At 68.7% G+C, this 22,443-nt stretch carries 22 protein-coding genes; 9 read left to right on the forward strand and 13 right to left on the reverse strand.

What is annotated here, in order from left to right; translation table 11 throughout:
• Positions 1 to 3 precede the first annotated feature (3 nt).
• From pgsA to U0R18_RS05010, 5 genes are read right to left on the reverse strand one after another with little or no spacing between them, the layout of a single operon-like run.
• Positions 4 to 657 (reverse strand): phosphatidylinositol phosphate synthase, encoded by a 654-nt coding sequence (pgsA, locus tag U0R18_RS04990; RefSeq protein ID WP_526366520.1) that lies wholly within the window; start codon positions 655 to 657, stop codon positions 4 to 6.
• Positions 654 to 1,268, reverse strand: a complete 615-nt coding sequence (locus tag U0R18_RS04995; protein ID WP_526366522.1) for an ATP adenylyltransferase — start codon at positions 1,266 to 1,268, stop codon at positions 654 to 656. The genes pgsA and U0R18_RS04995 overlap by 4 nt, the downstream gene beginning before the upstream one ends.
• Positions 1,205 to 3,310, reverse strand: coding sequence for a threonine--tRNA ligase (thrS, locus tag U0R18_RS05000; protein ID WP_526366524.1), 2,106 nt, complete (start codon positions 3,308 to 3,310; stop codon positions 1,205 to 1,207). The genes U0R18_RS04995 and thrS overlap by 64 nt, the downstream gene beginning before the upstream one ends.
• Positions 3,311 to 3,368: 58 nt before the next feature.
• On the reverse strand, positions 3,369 to 3,773 hold the full coding sequence (locus U0R18_RS05005) for a TIGR02611 family protein (protein ID WP_526366526.1): 405 nt from the start codon (positions 3,771 to 3,773) through the stop codon (positions 3,369 to 3,371).
• Positions 3,770 to 4,384, reverse strand: coding sequence for a PaaI family thioesterase (locus U0R18_RS05010; protein ID WP_526366528.1), 615 nt, complete (start codon positions 4,382 to 4,384; stop codon positions 3,770 to 3,772). Before U0R18_RS05010 ends, U0R18_RS05005 begins: the two co-directional genes overlap by 4 nt.
• 94 nt (positions 4,385 to 4,478) lie before the next feature.
• Here U0R18_RS05010 and U0R18_RS05015 point away from each other — a divergent pair, with 94 nt between their 5' ends.
• From U0R18_RS05015 to U0R18_RS05025, 3 genes are read left to right on the forward strand one after another with little or no spacing between them, the layout of a single operon-like run.
• Positions 4,479 to 5,132, forward strand: a complete 654-nt coding sequence (locus U0R18_RS05015; protein ID WP_526366530.1) for a GAP family protein — start codon at positions 4,479 to 4,481, stop codon at positions 5,130 to 5,132.
• A gap of 5 nt (positions 5,133 to 5,137) precedes the next feature.
• Positions 5,138 to 5,638: a DUF1990 domain-containing protein gene (locus U0R18_RS05020; protein WP_526366532.1), complete on the forward strand. Its 501-nt coding sequence runs from the start codon at positions 5,138 to 5,140 to the stop codon at positions 5,636 to 5,638.
• A gap of 9 nt (positions 5,639 to 5,647) precedes the next feature.
• Positions 5,648 to 6,538 carry a hypothetical protein gene (locus tag U0R18_RS05025; RefSeq protein WP_526366534.1) on the forward strand — a complete coding sequence of 297 codons (891 nt, stop codon included), beginning with the start codon at positions 5,648 to 5,650 and terminating at the stop codon, positions 6,536 to 6,538.
• On the opposite strand, the gene U0R18_RS05030 is transcribed toward U0R18_RS05025, so the two are convergent.
• Together U0R18_RS05030 and U0R18_RS05035 are read right to left on the reverse strand one after the other, a co-directional pair.
• Complete coding sequence (locus tag U0R18_RS05030) at positions 6,535 to 8,178, reverse strand: AMP-binding protein (RefSeq protein WP_526366536.1); 1,644 nt, start codon at positions 8,176 to 8,178, stop codon at positions 6,535 to 6,537. The two genes, U0R18_RS05025 and U0R18_RS05030, sit on opposite strands and share 4 nt — an antisense overlap.
• Before the next feature lie 25 nt (positions 8,179 to 8,203).
• Positions 8,204 to 10,438, reverse strand: a complete 2,235-nt coding sequence (locus U0R18_RS05035; protein WP_526366538.1) for a molybdopterin-dependent oxidoreductase — start codon at positions 10,436 to 10,438, stop codon at positions 8,204 to 8,206.
• Between the two features lie 61 nt (positions 10,439 to 10,499).
• On the opposite strand from U0R18_RS05035, the gene U0R18_RS05040 reads away from it, so the two are divergent.
• The 3 genes from U0R18_RS05040 (at position 10,500) to U0R18_RS05050 (ending at position 13,479) form a co-directional block, all read left to right on the forward strand.
• On the forward strand, positions 10,500 to 11,282 hold the full coding sequence (locus tag U0R18_RS05040) for an SDR family oxidoreductase (protein ID WP_526366540.1): 783 nt from the start codon (positions 10,500 to 10,502) through the stop codon (positions 11,280 to 11,282).
• A 50-nt stretch (positions 11,283 to 11,332) separates the two neighbouring features.
• Entirely contained in the window at positions 11,333 to 11,857 is a 525-nt protein-coding gene (locus U0R18_RS05045) for a hypothetical protein (RefSeq protein ID WP_526366542.1), read from the forward strand.
• Positions 11,858 to 12,429: 572 nt separating this feature from the next.
• Positions 12,430 to 13,479: a hypothetical protein gene (locus U0R18_RS05050; protein ID WP_526367443.1), complete on the forward strand. Its 1,050-nt coding sequence runs from the start codon at positions 12,430 to 12,432 to the stop codon at positions 13,477 to 13,479.
• Positions 13,480 to 13,637: 158 nt separating this feature from the next.
• On the opposite strand, the gene U0R18_RS05055 is transcribed toward U0R18_RS05050, so the two are convergent.
• From U0R18_RS05055 to U0R18_RS05065, 3 genes are all read right to left on the reverse strand, one after another.
• Positions 13,638 to 14,330 carry a hypothetical protein gene (locus U0R18_RS05055; RefSeq protein ID WP_526366544.1) on the reverse strand — a complete coding sequence of 231 codons (693 nt, stop codon included), beginning with the start codon at positions 14,328 to 14,330 and terminating at the stop codon, positions 13,638 to 13,640.
• Positions 14,331 to 14,336: 6 nt separating this feature from the next.
• Positions 14,337 to 15,044: an MspA family porin gene (locus U0R18_RS05060; protein WP_526366546.1), complete on the reverse strand. Its 708-nt coding sequence runs from the start codon at positions 15,042 to 15,044 to the stop codon at positions 14,337 to 14,339.
• A gap of 63 nt (positions 15,045 to 15,107) precedes the next feature.
• Positions 15,108 to 15,836: an MspA family porin gene (locus U0R18_RS05065; RefSeq protein WP_526366548.1), complete on the reverse strand. Its 729-nt coding sequence runs from the start codon at positions 15,834 to 15,836 to the stop codon at positions 15,108 to 15,110.
• Between the two features lie 396 nt (positions 15,837 to 16,232).
• Between U0R18_RS05065 and U0R18_RS05070 the strand changes: the two genes are divergently transcribed.
• Positions 16,233 to 16,790, forward strand: coding sequence for an Rv2240c family protein (locus tag U0R18_RS05070; RefSeq protein WP_526366550.1), 558 nt, complete (start codon positions 16,233 to 16,235; stop codon positions 16,788 to 16,790).
• A gap of 7 nt (positions 16,791 to 16,797) precedes the next feature.
• On the opposite strand, the gene U0R18_RS05075 is transcribed toward U0R18_RS05070, so the two are convergent.
• Positions 16,798 to 17,817 carry a phosphotransferase gene (locus U0R18_RS05075; protein WP_526367445.1) on the reverse strand — a complete coding sequence of 340 codons (1,020 nt, stop codon included), beginning with the start codon at positions 17,815 to 17,817 and terminating at the stop codon, positions 16,798 to 16,800.
• Between the two features lie 149 nt (positions 17,818 to 17,966).
• Here U0R18_RS05075 and U0R18_RS05080 point away from each other — a divergent pair, with 149 nt between their 5' ends.
• Positions 17,967 to 19,160 (forward strand): sensor histidine kinase, encoded by a 1,194-nt coding sequence (locus U0R18_RS05080; RefSeq protein WP_526366552.1) that lies wholly within the window; start codon positions 17,967 to 17,969, stop codon positions 19,158 to 19,160.
• An 11-nt stretch (positions 19,161 to 19,171) separates the two neighbouring features.
• Here the strand turns inward: U0R18_RS05080 and U0R18_RS05085 are convergent, their stop codons facing one another.
• The gene (locus U0R18_RS05085) at positions 19,172 to 19,807 is read right to left on the reverse strand and encodes a VldE C-terminal domain-containing protein (RefSeq protein WP_526366554.1); all 636 of its coding nucleotides are present in this window, start codon (positions 19,805 to 19,807) and stop codon (positions 19,172 to 19,174) included.
• 531 nt (positions 19,808 to 20,338) lie between these two features.
• Between U0R18_RS05085 and U0R18_RS05090 the strand changes: the two genes are divergently transcribed.
• Positions 20,339 to 20,782, forward strand: a complete 444-nt coding sequence (locus U0R18_RS05090; protein WP_526366556.1) for an XRE family transcriptional regulator — start codon at positions 20,339 to 20,341, stop codon at positions 20,780 to 20,782.
• A gap of 88 nt (positions 20,783 to 20,870) precedes the next feature.
• Here the strand turns inward: U0R18_RS05090 and U0R18_RS05095 are convergent, their stop codons facing one another.
• Positions 20,871 to 22,112, reverse strand: coding sequence for a PE-PPE domain-containing protein (locus U0R18_RS05095; protein WP_526366558.1), 1,242 nt, complete (start codon positions 22,110 to 22,112; stop codon positions 20,871 to 20,873).
• Between the last annotated feature and the right edge of the window lie 331 nt (positions 22,113 to 22,443).

Raw genomic sequence — 22,443 nt, forward strand, 5'->3', positions numbered from 1 at the left:
ACATCACTGGCCCTCGGGCACGTCCGGGCGCAACGGGTCGATGGCACCCGGCGAGCACCGGACCGAATGCAGCCGCTGCGCAACGGTGAGCAGGCTCAGCGCCGCCAGGACCCACATCGCCGCGGGCAGCAGCCACGGCAGCGGGAAACCCGGGATGTCGGAGAGGCCGGCGCCGGCCAGCACGAGGATCAGCCGTTCCGGGCGTTCGATCAGGCCACCGTCGCCGCTGAGGCCGTTGGCCTCGGCCCGCGCCTTGATGTAGGAGATCACCTGCGAGGTGACCAGGCAGATCAGGGTCGCGACCGCCAACGTGGCGTCGTGCAGCCCGAACGCGGCCCACCACAGCAGGCCGCAGAAGATCGCCCCGTCGGCGATCCGGTCACAGGTGGCGTCGAGCACTCCGCCGAACTTCGTGCCGTAGCCGCGTTCTCGCGCCATCGCGCCGTCGAGCATGTCGGCGAGCACGAAGAACCAGATCACCAGGAATCCCGCGAACAGCCGGCCCGTCGGGAACAGTGCCAGCGCACCGAGCACCGTTCCGGCCGTTCCCACGATGGTGATGGCGTCCGGAGTCAACCCGGCGCGCAGCGCCACCCGGGCCACCGGCGCCGACAGCTTGGCGTAGGCCGCACGGGTGAGCAGGTAGAAGTTGCTCACGGGAGATCCCGGGCCCACTCCGTGGCCAGCAGTGCGCGGGTGTCGCTGAGCAGTTGCGGGACCACCTTGGTGTCGCCGATCACGGTGATGAAGTTCGCGTCCCCGCTCCAGCGCGGCACGACGTGCATGTGCAGATGTTCGGCCAGCGAGCCGCCGGCGCTGCGACCCAGGTTCAGCCCGACGTTGAAGCCGTCCGGGTTGGACACGCCCTTCATCACCCGGATCGCCTTCTGCGTGAACGCCATCAGCTCGGCGGTCTCGGCCGCGGTCAGGTCCTCGAGTTCGGACACCTGCCGGTAGGGCACCACCATCAGGTGACCCGGGTTGTACGGGTACAGGTTGAGCACGGCGTACACCAGCTCACCGCGGGCCACCACCAGACCGTCCTCGTCGGACAGGTTCGGAATGTCGGTGAACGGCCGCTTGGAGCCGGCCGACCCCCGTTGATCCTCCGTGGGATCGCTTCGGTTCTCCTTGACCTCGCCGATGATGTAGCTCATCCGGTACGGCGTCCACAGCCGCTGCAACCGGTCCCCCGTGTCCTCCGTCACGCCGAGCTCACCTCCATGAGTTCGGCTGTGGGCGTTGCGTTCTGGCGTTGGCCAATCCATTCGGCGATGGCGGCGACGGCCGCGTCCCGCGGCACCCCGTTGATCTGGGTGCGGTCGCCGAACCGGAAGGACACCGCCCCGGCCTCGACGTCCCGGTCACCCGCCAACAGCATGAACGGCACCTTGAGGTTTGTCTGGTTGACGATCTTCTTGGCCATCCGGTCGTCACTGGCATCGACCTCGGCCCGGATCCCGGCCGAACGCAGTTGCGCGGCAACATCTTCCAGATACGGAACATGCCCGTCGGCGACCGGGATACCGACCACCTGTACCGGCGCCAGCCACGCCGGGAACGCCCCGGCGTAGTGCTCGGTGAGCACGCCGATGAACCGCTCGATCGAACCGAACAACGCACGGTGGATCAGCACCGGGCGCTGCCGGGTGCCATCGGGCGCGGTGTACTCCAGCTCGAACCGGTCGGGCATGTTGAAGTCGAGCTGGATGGTCGACATCTGCCAGTTCCGGCCCAGGGCGTCCTTGACCTGGACGGAGATCTTGGGCCCGTAGAACGCCGCCCCGCCCGGATCCGGAACCAGTTGCAGGCCAGAAGATTCCGCCACCTCGCGTAGCGTCTCGGTGGCCTCCTCCCACAGCTCGTCGGAGCCGACGTACTTCTCGGGGTCCTTGGTGGACAACTCCAGGTAGTAGTCGTCGAGGCCGTAGTCGGACAACAGGTCGAGGACGAACTGCAGCAGCGAGGTCAGCTCGTCGCGCATCTGCTCGCGCGTGGTGTAGATGTGCGAGTCGTCCTGGGTCATCCCGCGCACCCGGGTCAGGCCGTGGATCACGCCCGACTTCTCGTAGCGGTACACCGAGCCGAATTCGAAGAGCCGCAAGGGCAATTCGCGGTAGGACCGGCCACGGGAACGGTAGATCAGATGATGCATGGGGCAGTTCATCGGCTTGAGGTAGTAGTTCTGCCCCGGCTTGCGCAGCGCGCCGTCGTCGGTGTACTCGGCGTCGATGTGCATCGGCGGGAACATGCCGTCGGCGTACCACTCCAGGTGCCCGGAGGTGACGTACAGCTGTTCCTTCGTGATGTGCGGGGTGTTGACGAACTGGTAGCCCGCCTCGACGTGCTTGCGCCGCGAGTAGTCCTCGAGCTCCTTGCGCAGGATCCCACCGCGCGGATGGAAAACCGGTAGGCCCGAACCCAATTCGTCGGGAAAGCTGAACAGGTCCAGTTCGACACCGAGCTTGCGGTGGTCGCGGCGCAGGGCCTCCTCGATCAGCTCGAGGTGCCGGTCCAGGGCCTCCTGCGACTCCCACGCGGTGCCGTAGATGCGTTGCAGGCTCGCGTTGTTCTGGTCACCGCGCCAATACGCCGCCGACGAACGGGTCAGCTTGAACGCCGGGATGTACTTGGTGGTCGGAATGTGCGGACCCCGGCAGAGATCGCCCCAGATACGTTCGCGGGTCCGGGGATTGAGGTTGTCGTAGGCGGTCAGCTCGTCGCCGCCCACTTCCATCACATCCGGGTCGCCGGACTTGTCGTCGATGAGTTCGAGCTTGAACGGTTCGGTCGCCAACTCCACGCGCGCCTGTTCCACGGACTCGAACACCCGGCGGTCGAAGAGCTGACCGTCCTTGACGATCTTGGCCATCCGCTTCTCGAGCTTCTCGAGATCCTCCGGCGTGAACGGCTCGGCGACGGAGAAGTCGTAGTAGAAGCCATCGGTGATCGGCGGGCCGATACCGAGCTTGGCGGCCGGGAAGAGCTCCTGCACGGCCTGCGCGAGCACGTGGGCGGCGCTGTGCCGGATGACACTGCGCCCCTCCTCGGTGTCGGCGGACACGGGACGCACCTCGGTGTCGGCGGCCGCCACCCAGCTCAGGTCGCGCAGCTTGCCGTCCGGGTCGGCCACCACGACGACAGCGTTCGACTCCCCGCGCCCGGGCAGGCCCGCTTCGCGAACCGCCGCACCCGCCGTGGTGCCCGCGGGGACCCTGATCAGGGCGCGCGGCGATCGCAAGCCCGGCGTAGCCGGATGCTGCGGGTCGCCGCCGTCATGCCCGGATGCGGGCTGTGCGGCGGTGGTCATCGGGATTCTCCTCGAACGGGCAGGTGCTTGGTCGCGACCATGCTATCGGGGTGGGCGGTCAGGACCCGAGACCGATCGGGCTTTGCAGCCAGGGCCGGTCGACACCCACCCAACCGGCCATCAGGTCCATCGCGCCGATCATCCACAGCGTGCCGAGCACCACCACCGTCGTCAGCACCATGCCGGCGCCGCGCAGCCACGGCGACTGCCGACCGAACCACTCCATGAAACCGTCGTAGCGGCCCTTCACGAACCGCAGGGTGTGATGGGCCCAGGCGAACTCGCTGGCCAGGATGGCCAGGCCGATGAACACGATGGCCCAGCCCGGACCCGGATAGGGAATGGCGACGATGCCGCCGGCCAGCACGACGGCACCGGTGATGCCGACCATCGTCCGGTACACCAGATTGGTGGTGCGCCGGCTGCGCAGGCGCTCCCGCCACCGGGTCAGCCGGCGCTTCACGGCTGACCCGGTTTGAGCTTGACGAACAGGGCGTGCGCCTCGGTGAGCAGGGTGTCGCCGTCCCAGATACTTCCCTGCACCGTGATCTTGCGGCCCTCCTCGCCGGTCAGCTCGCCGGTGACGCGCAGGGTCTTCTCGATGGGCACGATCGCGCGGTAGTCGATGTGCAGGAATGCCGTGCGCTGCGCGCGCTGTCCCGACAGGACGAAGGCGCTGTAGCCCAGCAGCGAGTCGAAGAACAACCCGATGGCCCCGCCGTGTACGGCGCCGTTGCGGCCCAGGTGGAAGCGGGCGAATCGGACGGTGCCCTCGATCCGGTCATCGGGGGTGCGGGCCAGGTCGGACGGCACGCCCAGCACGTTGCCGCGGTTGGGCAGATCGAAGCGCCGGCCGGACGGCGAATGCCATTCGTCGGCGTCGTAGGGGGCCAGCAGTGTGCCGACCTTCTCCAGCAGATCGGCGGCCTCGGTGATCACCCTGTCGGGGGCGTCGACGGCCCGCGCGTGGTCCTGCAGCTCGCGCACCGCCGCGATGAACCGCCCGTAATCGGGGCCGCCCTTGCTGGTCGGTTCGACCGGGTTGAAGCCGCCGCCGCGGTGAGTACTGCTCACCACGACACCGTAGCGGCTGTGCCAGACTGCGATTTCGGTGCGGTGACCGTCGCCTGACGACGGCGGATGCACCGAAATCGCCTGAAGGAGGAGAGTGCTCGGCGAAATCACGGCGCTGGCGATGGTGGTCGCGCTCTCACCGTTCACAGTGCTGCCCGCGATCGCACTGGTGGTGCACAGCGACCGGCCCCGCGCCACCGGACTGGCGTTCATCAGCGGCTGGCTGGTGGCCAAGGCCGCCATCACCACGCTGTTCGTCGGGGTACCGCGCCTGATGGGCGGACTGCAGGCCACCCCGCCGCACTGGACGGCCTGGCTGCGGGTGGCGGCCGGGGTGGCGTTCATCCTGGCCGCGCTCTGGTACTGGCGCCGGCCCGGCGCGGCCGCAGCGGAGGCGACCTGGGTCGATCGACTCGAGCACATCACGCCGGCGGCCGCCGCCTTCGTCGGCGTGGCGCTGACCTTCCTGAATCCAAAGCTGGTGTTCGCTTGCGCCGCAGCAGGATTCGCGATCGGATCGGCCAACCTGGGCGCGCCGGCGACCGGCGCGGCGATCGCCTACTTCACCCTGCTGGGCGGGTCGACGGCGGTGCTGCCGATCCTGGCGTACATGATCTGGTCGCACCGGGTGGACGCGGTCCTGGCCCGGTTCGCCGACTGGGTGCGCCGTCACCAGGTGGCCATCACCGTCGCCGTACTGCTCCTGCTCGGCGTCGCGCTGTTGACGAACGGATTGCGCGCACTGTGATCGGAATGTCCCTGGCGGATCTCGAGGGCCGTCCGCTGACCTATTCGGAGGTCGGCGCGACGGCCGACGACCCACTGCCGCCGGGCTACCACCACGTCCGCGTCAGCGCGCGCATCGGAACGGGCCGCGAGCGCTTCGAGGAGGCCGCCGAGCGCGTCATGCGCTACGGCATGCTGCGCGGCGCCGGTGTCCGCGTCGACGCGACCACCGAGGTCGCGCGGGTGGGCACCCTGGTGCTCGGCCGACTCGGGCCGATCCCGGCGCCGTGCCGGGTGGTCTACACCGTCGACGAGCCCGACCAACGTGGCTTTGCCTACGGCACCCTGCCCGGGCACGCCGAGTCCGGCGAGGAACGGTTCGCGGTGCGTTACGACCCCGCCGACGGGTCGGTGCACGCCGAGGTGGTGGCGTTCTCCCGGCATGCGACCTGGTGGAGTCGGCTCGGCAGCCCGGTGACCGCGTTTGTCCAGCGTGTCGTCACGAAGCGATACCTGCACGCGGTCTAGATTCGCGCTGTGGCGCCCCGACTGTCGCTGACCCGAGCCCGCTCGGTGCTGCGCGCCGAGGTCGCCTCGATCCGGCGCCACGATCCCGACGTCGACGCCGGTGAGATCGCCGGATTCACGCTGCCCCTGCTGCTGCGGGTGGTCGGCGTGGGCGCGATCGGCGTGGTGCCACTACTAGTGGTGCGCAACGGGTCCGACGACAACGCCGAACTGATCCCGATCCTCGGCTCGTTGGCGCTGGTGCTGATCTGCGCGGCGGTGGTGTCGTGGTTGCTGTCGGTGGTGATCTCGGGGCTGGTGGTGATGGTGCTCTATCAGACCCGGCCGGCGGCGTCGTCGAAGCTGGTCACCCGCATCCTTACCGAATCGTTCATGCGGGTCGACGACATCGTCTCGGCGTTGATGCTGCTGGCCCTGCTCGCCGGGCTGGTGTCGCTGGCGTTCGGCCTGCCGATCCGCTCGGGTGACGAGCAGGCCAACCCGGTGATCGACGATCTGCTGACGGCGCAGGTCGGCGTGTTCATCGTGACGCTGGGCATCATGTTCATCGGCGAGTCGATCCGCTCGGCCGCCGACATCGTCGACGACCAGTCCCTGCTGTTGGCCTGGCCGTGGGCACTGCTGATCGGTTGTGCCAGTTGGGTACTGGCCACTGTCGCCGGGCCGTTCGAGGCCACCCGGATGCTGACGCTGCTGCTGCACGACTGGCTGCCGGCCTACGTCGACGGCACGTCCCGCGACGAGGTGATCCGCGGGCTGGTGCCGCCCGGCGCACGGTGGTGGGTGGCCTTCGGCGCGCTGCCGGTGATCACCCTGATCTGGGCGTACCAGGCCTGGCGGCACGAGGGCTTCAGCTACCTTCGCGGTTTCGTCCAGGACGAGAAGCCCGCGACCGATTAGCTCACTTCCGCCCTGGCCCACCGGTAGTCGGCCTTGCCGGACGGCGAGCGCAGCACCCTATCCCGGAACAACACATCCTTGGGCAGCTTGTAGCGCGCGATGTGCCGTCCCGCCTCGGCGATGATCGACGCCGCGACCTCCGGGCCGGCCGCGGTGCCCTCGGCCAGCTGGACCAGTGCCACCACCTCGCTGCCCCACCGGGCGCTGGGCCGCCCGACCACCACCACGTCGTAGACCGCGGGATGGTGGCCGACGGCGGCCTCGACCTCCTCGGCGAAGATCTTCTCGCCACCGGAGTTGATGGTCACCGAGTCCCGGCCCAGCAGTTCGATGCTGCCGTCGGCATCCCAGCGGGCGCGGTCCCCCGGGATCGAGTGTCGGACGCCGTCGACCAGCGGGAAGGTCCGCGCGCTCTTGTCGGGGTCGTCGAGGTAGCCCAGCGGTACCAGGCCCCGCTGCGCCAGCCAGCCGATCTCGTCGTCACCCGGCGCCAGGATGCGGGTCATGGTGGCATCGACGACGACGGCGCCGGGGTTGGGCGCGAACCGGCCCGTACCGGAGCCGCCCGCGGTGGAGATCTGACCCATCTGCGACCCGGTCTCCGAGGATCCCCCGGCGTCGAGGATGCGCAGCTGCGGCAGCGCGGCCAGGAGTCGCTGCTTGACGCCGGCGCTGAACAGCGCCCCGCCGCTGCCGATGGTCTGCAACCCACTGAGATCCCAGCGCCCCGGATTGGCCTCCAGCGCATCGGCCAGCGGGCGGGCGAACGCGTCACCCACGATCAGGATCATCGCCACCCGCTCCCGGGCCGCCAGTTCCCAGATATCGATGGGATCGAAATGGCTTGTGACAGAGGACATCACGCACGGACGCCCGGCGAGGATGCAGCTGAACGCCGACCACTGCGCGGCGCCGTGCATCAGCGGTGCGCACGTCAGCGACCCCGCGCCGCCCAATTTCGCGCGGGCCACGATCTGCTCGAGGCTGGTCATCTGATCGGTGCTGCCGAACAACCGACCGCCCATGGCGTTGAGATAGATATCGTTCTGGCGCCACAGCACCCCCTTGGGCATCCCGGTCGTGCCGCCGGTGTAGAGGATGTAGAGATCATCCGGCGACAACGCCAGGTCCAACGGCTCGGGCGAGGCAACCGACCTGAGCAGGTTCTCGTACCGCAGCGCACCCGGGAGCGGCGGCACCCCGGATCCGTCGTCGACGTGGATGAGGTGCATGTCGGGTGCCGGGCCCAGCGCCTCGGCCAGCGTCGGACCGAACTGCGCGTCGTACATCACCGCAGACGCCCCGGCATTGTCCAGCACGTAGGCCAGTTCCTCGGCGACGTAGCGGTAGTTGACGTTGAACGGGGCCACCCGGGCCTTGTAGGCGCCGATCATGCCTTCCAGATACGGGTTGCCGTTGGTCATGTAGAGCGCGAGGTGGCTCTGCCCGGACTGGTGCCCGGCCAGCGCGGCGCGTTCGGTGTGCGCGCCCAGCCCCCAGTCCCGCAGCACCCGGGCGAGCCGGTTGGTCCGGTCGTCGACCTGCCGGTAGGTGAAGTGGCGCCGCCCGGCCACGATGCAGTCGGCGTCGGGCACGGCGGCGGCCACCGCGGCGAAAATCTCGGCCAGGTTGAACTCCACCCGGCCACGCTACGTCAGTCGACGTTCAGACCGAGAGCGCCTCGATACGCGCCGGGACGTGCTTGTGCCATGGGGTACCGGCGAATTCGTCCCGCCAGTCCGAGGAGGTGAGCGTGTTGGGGGCAACCCCCGGAACCAGCGTCGCGCCGTCGACGTCGCGGTAGTCCAGGCCGTATCCGTTGGGCAGCGCCGCGTGGCCGGCCTGCATGGCGTCGCTGACCTCGACGGTGGCCTCCACGCTGCCGGCCCGGGTGGTGATCCGCGCCCGACCGCCGTCCACCAGGCCCAGCGTCTGCGCATCGTCGACACTGACCCGCAGGGCACCGTCGGCGTCCCGTTTGCGCCAGCTCGGATCGCGGAAGATGTCGTTGGCGGTGTAGGCCCGGCGTTCCCCGGCGGCCAGCACGATGGGGAATTCGGCGGTGGTCAGCTGGGCCGCCGTATCGGGCAGCGCTCGGACGGCGTCGATCATCTCGGGCAGGTCCAGGTGGATCTTGTGATCCTGATGGCCGATCAACGCGAAATCGTCCGGATAGTCGTGCACGGTGAACGTGACTCCGGACGGGCTGGCCAGGATGGCCTCGAACAGCGCATTGCCGCTGGCGTGGCCGGCCCGGGTGACGGCCTCGGGATAGGTCAGGAACGCCTTCTGGGCCAGGCCCCACAGCGCCGCAGCGCCGGCCAGCCCGTCGGGCAATGTCGGGCCGAGCGTCTCGTAGAGCACGTATGGCAGCGTCTTGGCGATCATCGGGCTGGTGGCCGCCGAGGTGAAGAATTGTTCGGCGTAGGCGTCGAGCCCCTCGGCGGCGGCCCGGCGCAACGGGGCCAGGTCGGCCTCGTCGACCACGCCCAGTGCGCGGACCAGCCGGGACCAGATCTCGGGTTCGTCCAACGTGCCCTCGACCGGCTCGAACAGCGGGTGCCGCAGCTGAAAGGTGTTGTGCGGGAACTCCAGATTGAAGAACGTCGCCTCGGGCTTCTCGAACTGAGAGGCGGCGGGCAGCACGTAGTGCGCCAGCCGCGCGGTCTCCGTCATCGCGACGTCGACCACCACCAGCAGCTCGAGTTGCTCGAACGCCGCCCGGCAGGCGGCCGAATCCGCCAGTGAGTGCGCCGGATTGCTGCTCTCGACGATCATCGCCCGGAACCGGTCCGGGTGGTCGGTCGCGATCTCCTGCGGGACGGCATTGCCGGGGATCAGCCCGGAGATGATCGGCGCGCCGGTGACCGGGGTGCGCCCGACGCCGCCGGTGTAGCGCATCAACGGCGCGAATGCCGAATGCAGATGCTGCGCACCACGTTTGGCGAAGTTGCCGGTGAGGATCCACAGCAGCTTGTTCAGATAGGAACACACCGTGCTGTTGGGTGCCTGCTGCACGCCGAGATCCTCGAACACGGCCACGCTGTCCGCGCCGGCGATCCGGCGCGCGGCACGGCGCAGCAGGTCGGCGTCGACACCGCACCGGATCGCGTAGTCGTCGACCGGCACCTGTGCCAGCACCTGCCGCACGGTGTCGGCGCCCGTCACATGCTGGGCCAAAAATGTTTCATCGCAAAGGTTTTCCTGCACCAGCACGGCGGCCAGGGCGGCCAGGCACCAGGCATCGGTACCGGGCCGCACGCGCAGGTGGAAGTCGGCCATCTTCGCGGTGTCGGTGATCACGGGGTCGATCACGAGCATCGAGCGGGCCGGGTCGCGGGCGATCTCGTTGAGCACGGTGCGGGCCCGCGGGAAGCTCTGCGACATCCATGGGTTCTTGCCGACGAACACCGAAACCTCGGCGTGCTCGAACTCGCCACGGGTGTGCCCGGCGTAGAGGTGGGCGTCGACCCAGGCCTCGCCCGTCTTCTCCTGGGCGAGTGCGCTGGACCGGTAGCGGGACCCGATGACCTTGAGGAATGCGCCGCTGTAGGCGCCGCCGAGATGGTTGCCCTGGCCGCCGCCGCCGTAATAGAAGATCTTGTCGCCGCCGTGCGCGTCGCGGATCGCCGCGAGGCCCTCGGCGATCTCGGCGATCGCGGTGTCCCAGTCGATCTCCTCATAGGTGCCGTCCGGGCGCCGGCGCATCGGGCTGGTCAGCCGGGTCCGGTTGTTCTGATAGTGGTCCAGCCGCAAGGCCTTGTTGCAGGTGTAGCCGCGGGTGCCGGGATGATTCTTGTCGCCGCGGATCCGGGCCAGTGTGCGGTCCTCGGTCTGGACGACGATGCCGCAATTGCATTCGCAGAGGATGCAGGCCGTGGGCTGCCAGTCATCGGTCATCCTACGTACACTAATCGGTTTACTTCGATGCGGTCAACGGCGCGTGGTCTACATTCGGCCCATGGGACCCGACCTGTTCTCCATCGCCGGCAAGACCGCCCTGATCACCGGCGGCACCAGCGGCATCGGCCTGATGATCGCCGAGGGCTACCTGCGTGCCGGCGCGCGGATCATCGTCTCGTCGCGCAAGGCCGACGCGTGTGCCGCGACCCGAGAGGCGTTGACCGAGTTCGGCGAGGTGCACGCCATCCCCGCCGACGTCAGCCGCGAGGACCAGTGCGCCGAACTGATCGACGCCGTCGGCACACACACCGACCGGCTCGACATCCTGGTCAACAACGCCGGAGCGACCTGGGGAGCACCGTTCGACGACTTTCCCGCGGCGGCGTTCGACAAGGTGCTCACCCTGAACGTCAAGGCGCCGTTCCTGCTGACCCAGCTGGCCCGCCCGCTGCTGGAGGCCGCCTCCACCGCCGACGACCCGGCCCGCGTCATCAACATCGGCTCGATCGATGGCATCGTGGTACCCCGCATGGGCACCTACTCCTACTCGTCGTCGAAGGCCGCGGTGCACCAGCTGACCCGGCACATGGCCCACGCGCTGGCACCCACGATCCTGGTGAATGCCATTGCGCCCGGGCCCTTTCCGTCCAAGATGATGGCTGCCACGCTGGACGCCGTCGGCGACCGGCTGGCAGCCGGCACCCCGGTCGGACGGCTGGGCCGCGGTGAGGACATGGCCGGCGCGGCGATCTATCTGGCCTCGCGCGCGGCCAACTACGTGACCGGCGCCGTGATCCCCGTCGACGGCGGGCTGAGCACCACGGTGGGCCTGAGCATCTGATTCGGTTGCGCTCCAACGGTGTTCCGGCGGGGCTGGTTAGAATCGCCGCCATGGCCAAGCCCACTGAGAACCCGACCTCCCCCGCCGCCAGAACCCGGGGCGGACTGGTCGCCCCGGTCGCCCTCGCGGTGGCACTCGTCGGCACCGGTCTGGCCGGCGTGGCGCTGCACCGCTCCGGGGCACCCGACAGCGCGGCGCGCAGCACCGCCACCACCGCTCCGGCTCCCGCCGCCGACGCGGCCGCCGCGAAGGCCCGTGCCTGCGCGGCGTTCAAGACCGTGCGGGATGCGGTGACGAGGCAGACCCACGCCGACCTGGGCAACAACCCGGTTGCCGTGCAGGCGGTCTCCGCCAACGCCCGCCTGGCGATGATCGGTGGCGCCGACTACCTGCTGAGCCTGACCGATCCGGCAGTACCCGCCGATCTCACCGCCACCATCCACACGTTCACCGACGGACTGCGGGCGATCGCCATGAACCTGCTCGCCGGTGTCGGCGACGACGACAACGCCCAGACCGGCCGACTCCGCGACACCCAGGCCGCGGGCGACCACATCACCGAACTCTGCAAATAGCACTCCGCCGGCAATTCATTCAAACCGATTCAAATTGCCGTTCGCCCATTCTTCACATACCGTGAACACTCGAATAACGGTCATCGGTCCACCACCACGAAAAGGCCGGATAACCGGCTCCAACAGGCCTATTCCCCGGGCACTGGGCAGCAAATACTGTGCTACGTTTCTGATGCCAAATGGCCCAATTCTTTTCAGGGGAAGGTATTCACGTGTCCAAACACCGCAAATTCCCGGATCGCGCGCCACATCTGCGCGTCGGCATCGCGGGCGCCGCACTGTTCGGGAGCGGCCTGTTCGTCGCACTCACGGAGGCCACGACGGCATCCGCGGCACCCGCCGAATCCAGCCCCGGCTGCGTCACCGATGCGCTCGGCACCTGCACGACCGGCGATCTGTTCGGTGCGGGTGCGGCCGCCGCACCGGCCGTTCGGTTGGCGGCCGACGAACCATTCAACATCTTCTTCGGCAACGGCACGGCCGCCCACCCCGACGCGGGCTGGTTCGGCGGCAACGGCTTCAGCTATGACGCCGCCACCTGCGCCAGCACCTGCAAGGGCGGCAACGCCGGCCTGTTCGGCAACGGCGGCAACGGCTGGGGCGGCGGCGACGGCGGCAACGCCAGCCTCTACGGCAACGGCGGCGCCGGCGGTGCCGGCACGGCGGCGCATCCCGACGGCGGCAACGGCGGCAAGGGCGGCGACTGGGGCGGCACCAGCAGCACCGGCACCCTGGCCGGCACCGGTGGCGCCGGCGGCGCGGGCTACAGCGTGACCGCGGCCTCCCCGGCCGGGGCCACCGCCGGCAACGGCGGCGACGGCGGCAGCGCCGGGCTGAACGCCGGTTCCGGCGGGGCCGGCGGCGCCGGCGGCAATAGCTCCACCGGCAATGCCGGCAACGGCGGCAACGGCGGCAACGGCGCCCAACTGCCCACATTGGCCCAGGGTGGCGGTGGTGCCGGCGGCGTGGGCGGTTCGTCCACCGCGGCCGGCGGCAAGGGCGGCAACGGCGGTGACGGCGGCAACGGCGGCCTGACCGGTTCGGCCAACGGCGGCGCCGGTGGCGCGGGCGGATCCGGTGGCGCCGGTGGCGCCGGCGGTGAAGGCGGCGACGGCGGCAACTCGGGCACCTTCGGCGGCAACGGCGGAAACGCGGGCGCCGGTGGCGCCGGCGGGACCAACGCTGCGGGTGCCGGCGGCGCGGGCGGCAACGGTGGCGAGGGCGGCAACGGCGGCCTGTTCGGCGGCGGGAGCGGCGCCGGCGGTGCCGGTGGCCTCGGCGGCGATGGTTCGACCAGCGGCGGCAAGGGCGGCTCGGGCGGATCCGGCGGCTCGGGCGGCGCACTGGGTGGCGGCGGCGGCACCGGTGGAGCCGGTGGCGCGGGCGCGACCACCGGGGCCGGTGGCGGCACCGGTGGCGACGGCGGCAACGGCTCGCAGATCGGCGGCAAGGGCGGCAACGGCGGCAAGGGTGGCAACGGCACCGCACCCGGTACCGGTGGCAACGGCGGCAAGGGCGGCAACGGCGGCTTCGGCTCCGGCTCGACCGGCGGCACCGGTTCCGCGGGCTCCGGCACGACCGGCGGCGCCGGCGGCACCGGTGGCGCCGCGGGCGGTTTCTGACCCGCTGCCGATATCAGGACGGAGGGGTTGCCCGGAATATCCGGGCAGCCCCTCCGTTTGCTTTCCCGAATGGCTCCGTTATTTCGATGGCGTCGGCGTCGACGCACAAATTCGTCCACCCGCCCGAGCGGGTGGACGAATTTGAATTGAATGCGACGCTATCCGGTCGGCGGAATCAATGGTTGCGGGACGGCTGGCGGAATTGCCGGATCAATTTCCGGCGGGGGCGGGGGCAGCACGAGGCCGGGCAGCGCGCCGGGAATGTCCGGCAGGTTCTGCACCGGACCGGCCGGCAGCACCGTGCCCACCGGCGGGGCCGTCCCCGGCAGCGGCTGGCTGAGGTCGCCGATCGGCATCCGGCCCAGCGCGCCGTGCAGGATTGCGTGCTGGCCCTTCATCGCCTCGACCCTCGCGAAGGGGCCCGGATCCGTCGCCGGCGCCAGCTGATACGGCGAGACCTGGTCCGGCACCCGTTCCGGCGTCGGCACCCGGTAGTTCAGCGGATTGAGGAACTGACCGGCGTTCAGCACGTTGACATCCGGCGCTACCGCGGGCCCCGCCCCCGGCAGCGACGGAGTCTGGTACTGACCCAGCAGGAAATCGGTGATGCCGATCGGCGTCGCGCCACTGGTGGCACCCAACGGGCCCAGTGCCAATGGCGCCGGTGCCGGCGGTGGACCGGCGACGACGGGCGCCCCCGGCTCCACCGGTACGGCCGGATCGACCGGCGGCGCCGCGGGGTCGGCCGACGCGGTTGCCGCCAGACAGAGTGCTGTCCCGACGGCGACCACGCCGAACGCGGCGGCTGCGCGAATCTCCGAACCCGGTCGGAATGCTATGCGGGGCAGCATCTTCGCTCAGAAGACCTTCGCGACGCCGTAGTAGGCGACGATGTCGTCCGCGTCGGTGCCGGAGCTGGTCAGCACCGCGTAGGAGCGCAACGACGATGCGCCGACGCAGTTGTCGACCTTGATGTGCACGTCCTTCACGGTCACCCGGGTCGCGTCACCCTTGAACGACTTCTTGTCCACCGCGACGTTGGTGATGGTGCCCGGCCGGGGCTCGACCTCGATCTGGCCCTGGATCGGAACCGTCAGCGAGCCCAGGCCGACGGGGGCCGCGGCGGTCGGGTTGAGGCTCAGGGAACCGGCTCCGATACCGATCGAGCCGTTGAGCTTGATCTTGTCCATCTCGATGCCGCAGCCGATCTGGTAGCCGACCTCGAGGGTGCCGCCCTTGACCTCGCCCATGCCCGAACCGGTGAACGTCCCCCCGACGAGCCACTCCCGCGAGGACAACGAGGTGGTCAGCGGCGCGACGGGCAGCTGGGTCTCGTTCTTGGCCGCGACGGTCAGGGTGCGGCCGTCGGGGGTGTGTGCGATACCCGGGACCTCCGAGGCCACCACGCCCGTGTCGACCGGCGGTGGCGGCGGCGCCGCGTCGGCGGCAGGAACGGCGGGCGCGGCGGCGGGGTCGGCCGGCGCAGGGTCGGCGAACGCGGTGGGTGCGGCGCTCAGCGGTGCGAGCACGCACACGGCGGCCAGGGTGGCGAATCGATGCATCATGTCGTACTAAGACCTTTCGAGTCTCGGGGAACGTGTGGGCGTAACCGGTCCGCAGCGTCCGGCTCAGACGGCCTTGGTGACGCCGAGGTAGGTGACCACGTCGTCGGTGTTGTCGGTGGAGCTGGTCAACGTCGCGTACGACCGGATGAAGGACTGACCGGCGCAACCGTCGATCTTGATGCGGAATCCGGTGATCGAGACCCGCGGGTTGGTGCCCTTGAAGGACTTCTTGCCCACCGGGACGATGTTCACGGTGCCGGGCTTCAGCGCGATCTTGATCTGCTGGCTCAGCGACGGGGACAGCGTCACCGGGAAGATCGATCCGTTGATGATCGGAATGCCGATACCGGGAGTGATGCCGGCCGAGGTGATCGACTCGATGTCGTCCTGCGTGATGCCGCAACCGATCTGGTATCCGGCCTCGAGGGTCCCGCCGGCGAGCTTGGTGCTGCCCTTGCCGGTGACGCCGCCGATGAAGGTTCCGTCCACCAGGTACTCACGGGAGGTCGGAGCGCCGGTGAGGGAGGCGACGGGCTCCATCGACTCGTCCTTGCCGGACACGATCACCTGCCAACCGTCCGGGGTGGTCAGCACGCCGGGGGCTGCTGAGGGAACCGGGCCGGCGGGACCACCGGGGACCGGCGGAGCAGCCGCGTCCGGCGCGGGCGGGGCCGCGTTCGCGACCGGAACGACGGCGGGGTCGGCCGGCGGATCAGCCAGCGCAATCGGCGACGACCCCAGCACTGGGAGCAACACGCATACAGAAGCCACGGTGGCAATACGATGCAACATGGAAGGGGTTGTGCCTCTCGTTGTTGTGACCCCGGCGGGATCTGTCCCGTCGAACTATTGAGGGACCGGGTGTCCAAACGGTAAACGCAGCAACAACTTTGGCGGCGAATTGTTATCAGGGTGATTCTTGGGGCGCGTATCCTTCGCGCAACGCGGGCGCACAGCGGTTTGGCAGGATTCAATCTCTTCCGCATTCGCCGAGCCTCCGATAAGCTGTCCGGCCCGGTGCTGGCCAATGGTGATTTATTCAGTCGGAGTTCAACTTTCGGCAACCCAACTGACCTGTTGATTCAAGGTTCCGGTGCGAGTTTCGAGCGACCTGCGTGTCGCGAACACCGGTAGAGTCCTGCCACTGCGGCCGTTCTGGCTGGTGATCGAGTGAATGAGAGGGATCGGATGAACCCCATCGTCATGCGTCGGATGATCGCGTCGTCGGTCATGTCGGCCGGTGTGATGCTTCTCACCGCCACCGGCGCGGGCGCCGAGCCCGATGTCGCCCCCGCTCCTGCACCACCCGGCCCCAGCGCGGACACGACCATCGTCGCGGCGGATCCGGCGGCCCCGGTCGATACCGACAGCCCGTCCTCCGTTGCCTGCAAACAGTTCTCGGCCGCGCTGAGTTATGCGGCCACCAACTACGAGGACTTCGCCTACGCCACCGCCGGCGGCGGTAACTATGTCGACTACGGCAACCCCGAGGTGCAGAACTCCAACGTCGTGGGCCGCACCGCACTGCGCGAGGCCGCGTCCACCGCATGGGGCGCCGCGGCGACACCCGGGCTGGCCGGCGACATCTCGGCACCCATGCAGTCCTGGTCGCTGCGGGCCACCAAACTGCTCCTGGTGATGGGAGTGCACGGCGGCGGGAACACCCTCAATGACACCGCGGACGGGATGAACACCGACGCGCACAACGCGCAGATGGCCTGCGCACTGGCCGGCACGCCGGCCTGAGTCCGCTTCAGCCGCAGTCGATCTCCGCGATCGCCTGGGCGGTTTGCAGATCTCCGTACGCCATCGAATAACGTTGCGCCAGGGCCAGGGCGATGTCGGGTCGCTGCCACAACTCCCCCGCGCTGGCGGTCGCCAGCCAGGTGCACAGCCCGTGCGCCACCGATGCCCGGTAGCGCAGCCGGATCTCGTCCAGGTCCGGCAGTTCGGCCGCCGGCAAACCGAGTGCGTCGCGGTACTCCACGAGCAGCGCATCCTCGTGCACGCGACGGTCCGCGGTGGTCAGCGCGCCCTGCAGGAAATAGCCGAGGTCCAGTGACCAGTTGCCGCGCCGCAGCACCTGCCAGTCCAGGAATCCGACCTCGCCGTCGGGCAACAGGTAGGTGTTGCCAATGTGCGGATCGCCGTGCAACAGCGTCTGCGGGGCCCGGATCAGACTCCGGATGTAGGGCTTCCAGATGTCGTCGACCAGTTGGTCGATGGTCAGTGCGAGCACTTCGGCCGGGGTGTCCGCCGAGAGCCTTTCCTGGGCCGCCGGCAACGGTGCGTACTGCATTCCGTCCCATGGCAGGAACGGCACGACCCAGTCGAGCTCCGGGCTACTGGAAAGCCTTTCACCCCAGTACTTTCCATGCATGCGGGCCAATCCCCGAACCGCACTGGCAGCCTGTTGCGGCGTGAGCGGGCGGGTGGCGTCCCGCGGATCGGCACCGCGAGCCGTCAGGTCCTCCATCACGATGACGAAGTCCTCGGCGGCCTCGTCGATGGCCGTCGCGTAGACCACCGGATGCTCGAGAGGCAGCTCGATCCCGGCGGCGAAGAGCCGGGGCTCATGGAACAGGCCGCTGGTCATCTTGATCAGTTCGCGGTGGTCGGGATCAACGCCCTTGACGAAAACCGTTGCCGGACCGGTTCCTTCGGCATAGGTCAGCGCCAACCGGGCGCGGCGGTTGGTGCCGTCGTCGCGCATCTGCACCGTCACCGCGTCGATGACCACCCCGGCCCGGCCGACCGACAGGGCGGCCGTCATCCACTCCGGAGTGATGTCGTCCCAGGTGGCGGGAGGTGCGAGCGACGGTGAGGGCTGGGTCACGATCGTGAGCCTAGCGTGGCGTTTCCCACAGTCGGCGACGCACCTACTCCTATACTCGGACCACGCCGAGCCGACGGGAGACACCGATGTCCGATGCCGACGGGCACCTGATGGGCATCGCTCTGCAGTGCGTCCTGCGGGTCGTGTTGGTGATCTTCATCGCGATCACGCTGCTCCTCGAGCCACCCAACGCCCAACGGTGGGTTTGCCTGGCGGTGCTGGCCGTCTACGCGGTGGCGGTGACGGTCTGGTGCAGCGTGGCGCTGCACCCTCGGTCACGGGCCGGTGTCAGCAGGGGGCGCGCCCTGGCCCTGCTGATGCTGGGGGCGGATCTGACTGTGGTGGCGACACTTTCGGTGCTGACCGGATTGGCGTCGCCGATGAGCTGGACCTCGGACGTGTTGAGCACCGGGCTCTTCCTCATCCCCCTGATCGCTGCGGCGCAACTGGATCCGTATGTCAGCGGGTTCATCGCCGTACCGACACTGGCGACCTACCTGGCGGTGTCCCTGATCAATCAGTCCGCCAACGAGGAGCCGTGGGGCTCGATCCTCATGCGGCTGGTGGCACTGGCCGGCGTGGCCGGCGGCTCGGTGGCCCTGTCCCGGATCCAGCGGTCCAAGGTGGAGGCCATCGCGGAGCTGGCGTCGCAGCGCAGCCACCTGCTCGACGAGCTGAGGAATCTGGAAACACAGGAGCGTCAGGCACTTTCGGAACGCCTGCACGACGGCGCCCTGCAGTATGTCATCGTCGCGCGCCAAGATCTCGATGATGTCCGCACCGGTTCGGCCGGGGCCGCCGACCGGGCCGACTCCGCGCTGACCGAAGCCACCCATCTGCTGCGCGACGTCGTCCGCGAACTGCACCCCGCGGTGCTGGCCTCGGCCGGCCTGCCGGCCGCGCTGGCTGCACTGGTCGAGGGTATCGGCTCCCGGTCGGGAATGGCGGTCCACTTCGACGCCGGCATCTGGGGGGATTCCGGCCCCACCCCCGCCGACGGACTGCTCTACGGCGCGGCGCGTGAGATCACCACCAACGCGGTCAAACACGCACGCGCGCAGAACCTTTGGATCGAACTCGGACGCTCCGATGACGATGCCTGGGTGCGGATCTCCGATGATGGAGTGGGCATCGATCCCGATGCAGTGGCGCGCAGCGTGCGGGGCGGTCATATCGGGATGGCGTCGACGCGTGCCAAGGTGCAGGCCGCCGGTGGCACGTTCGCGGTGCGCCCCACCACGCCCGGCACGGAGGTGGAGATCTCGGTACCCGTGGGTTGACCGCCCCCGGGTCAGCGGTAGTAGACCTCGGAACCGTCCGGATAGCCGCCGCCGGTGGTGGTGACATGTACGTGGTCGTAGTGACCGTAGCCGGACCCGCTGGGGCCGCTGGGCGTGTAGTAGGTGCCGCGCCAGATGGCGTCCTGGATGCCGATCCGGTCGGCATTACGCAGTACATACGCCACGATCCGGTCGCCCAGTGCGATCCCCGCCGAGCTCGACGCGTTCGGGATCATGACGTCGAGCGCCAGTCCGTTCGGATGCCAGCGCAGCGCGTCGGGCCGGACACCGCCGATGTTCTGGATCTCCGGGAACACCGCGCTGATGATGCGCGAGGCCAGGATCGTCCTGACCTGCAGGCCCCGCTCGGGCGCCCGGCCGATCGGCAGCACCTGCGGATTGGGCACCACCCGCAACCGGGCCGCCGCCAGAACCTCGGCGGCAGGCGGATTCGCGTCGTTCTGGACGATGGTGCGCACCGCCGGAGCGCCGGGCAGCAACGCGATGAGCTGCGCGCCGGATTCATTCACCATCGGACCAGCGGCGGCGGGTGCAGCGGTGGACGGTTCGGCGTCGGCGCCGACCGCCACGACCGTCGCGAGCGCGCCGATCAGCACCGCGGCAACCCGAGAGCCACGTCGGCTCATGTGCGACCCCTCGAACACCATCCGGGGTGGAAATCCACCGTTATCAGACCGTGATTTTAGCGGGCCACTCGGCGGCCTCGACCAAGACCAACTCATTCGTCCACGTCATGAGGGGAATCGGCGGGACGACCGCCGTGCGACGCCGATTGCCGTGGCACCCCGTGTAGATCCCTGCAACGACTGACAATTCTTTGCTGAATTTAAACCGCGGGGCACATCAGTTCGGTCAGTTGATTGCTGACGATCCTTCAGGGCATCCCCTGAGCGCACCTCGGCACCGTGGGCGGAGCGGCGCAGAGGGATACGACGAGGCCGTTCGATGGCGAACATCGGGATCATTCGAACAGGGAATTCGCAAGCCGCCATGGTTTTTTGCAAGTCCGACGCCTCTCGGCCGGTCGTTACCGCAGGTAAGGACAGACGCGAGACGCCCAGTCTTCGACGCATACGTCAAATAGCGCCCTGCCGTTTGCCTCACGCTAAACTGACAACTCATGTCGCGGTCATTTAATTTGCCATCGGGGATGTGAAATGGGACGACGAGCCGCCGCGCCACTGGCATTCGACGCCAACGAAACCTTCGCGATGCGCCTCAACAGGCTCTTCGACACCATCCGCGCCCCCGGGGCCGACCGCCCGTACTACAGCAGCGAACTGTTGGACTTCCTGGCGGCTCGCGGTTTCAAGTTCTCCGCGCCCTATCTCTCGCAACTGCGCAGCGGGGTGCGGGCACGGCCCTCCACCCGATCGCTGGAGCTGATCGGCGAGTTCTTCGGCGTCGACCCCAACTATCTGGCCGGCACCGCCGACATCGCCTACACCAAACTGCTCGACGACGACCTCGACTGGCTGGCACTGACGCACAACTCACGGGTGCGCAGGATCACCACCGCGCTGATCGGCCTGCCCGAACCGGTCCGCGAGCAGCTACTGCACGCCGCGACCCAATCCCCATCGGCAACCGGTGACAGGTAGCTGCCCGATCACCCTCTGCGAGGACAACTCTCGCTCCTCGAGCCAGATCTGATCGCCGTCGACCCTGCGATCCGACGCGCCTCTGGCGTTAGGAGCTCGCCGCCGACGTGCTCGTGCCACTCGCGGCGGAGTCGGAGGAACTGTTGGACCTGGCGCCGGCGGTGGTGTCCGTTGCTTTCGCCGGTTCGACATCCGCCCGCGACGGCGTCGCGGTATCGCTCTTGACGTCGGAGTCTGACTCGGCAGCATCGGCCTTGGAATCAGCCTCTGATGCGGCGGATGTATCGGCCACGGCGTCGGTCTCGATGGCCTGTGCCACAGTAGTTTTCGGCTCCACCACATCGTCGCTGTCGGCCGCTGACTCAGTCGGGGCGGCAGCGTCGGCCGGCTCCGGCGACCTCGTGCTACTAGCGGTGGTGACCAGTGCCGCGGCTGTCTTGGCGGCGGCCGCGGCCAACGTCGTCGTAGCCGTGGCGGGCGCCGTCGATTTGGTAGCGGCCGGGCCGCGCAGCGCGTCGTCGACCGCCTGCTGCGCTGCGGTGGGATCGGTGATGACGCCGGGATAGTCGCGGTGGTAGGCCGAATCGACGATGTTCTTCAGCGGTGCGTTGAGGGCATCGGCCACAAAGCCCAGCCCGATGTACCGCAGTGGATCCAGCAGCGGCAGGTTCGCGGTGCGCACCAGCACGTAGGTGGTGTTGCCTTCCGTCCACACCAGCTTGTCGTCGTTGACGAGGTCAATGTTCGAGTAACTGGTGTGCACGAAGAAGTAGCCGGCGAGCGAATTGAGCACGGCGAGAAGGTTCGTCGGATCGTCGGGGACGTCGGACACCCCGTCGTATTCGCGGCTGATGTCCAGGACGGTGTACTGGGTGTTGGGCGTCGTCGGGGTACTGGTGTACTCCGTGGTCGACCCGCCGTACTTGCGCTTGGGATTCCCGATGAAGATGAACGACACATTGTCGGCCGACGGGGCATCTGCGTCCGAAGCGTGCTCGGAAAGCCATCGCGACGCCACGACCGCGCCCGCGGAGTAGCCGAAGACGATCTGCGGTGTCGAGGCGGCGTCCAGTGCCTTGTCGAGGAGGTTCTCACCCACGATGACCCCAATGTCACCGGTCACCTCCGGGTACTGGAGGTTGGTGCAGGTGTTGCCGCTGGCTGCGCCGCACACCGCGCCGTTGAGCGTCGCGTCGATCGACCACGGCACCGAACCCTTGAGAGTGCGAACCTCGGTGGCCAGCGAGACGGCTGCTCGGCGAGCAGCGTGGTCGTCGGCCGTTCCGGCGCACACTCCGGCAATCGTCGAGCTGGCGACTATGGCACTCACCGTCAAAACTTTGCCCATCCGGGGCAGGCGATCGGCTTCAGTGTGGTCGTTAGCACGCAGATGAGCACGATTAGTTGCACGATTCATGCTTGGTCTCCCCCATCGTTCGACTTGGAGGCGACCCTAAGCAAGACGTTGCTGAAGTTCTAGTTGACTGAATCTGGCAAACATTCGCGAGGGACGTTGTCTCTGCTCAGAGCAGGTGACCTGCCCGAAAAGAGGGAGCAACGCAGTTTCCGCTACCCGCTTCGGAATCGAACAGCGCCGGCCCAGCGGACTGCATCCGCCGGTTGATCAAGAACCCCACCGCGCTGGTTGCCGACACATCGGC

The sequence above is a fragment of the Mycobacterium sp. genome, assembly GCF_046330795.1.
GTDB lineage: Bacteria > Actinomycetota > Actinomycetes > Mycobacteriales > Mycobacteriaceae > Mycobacterium.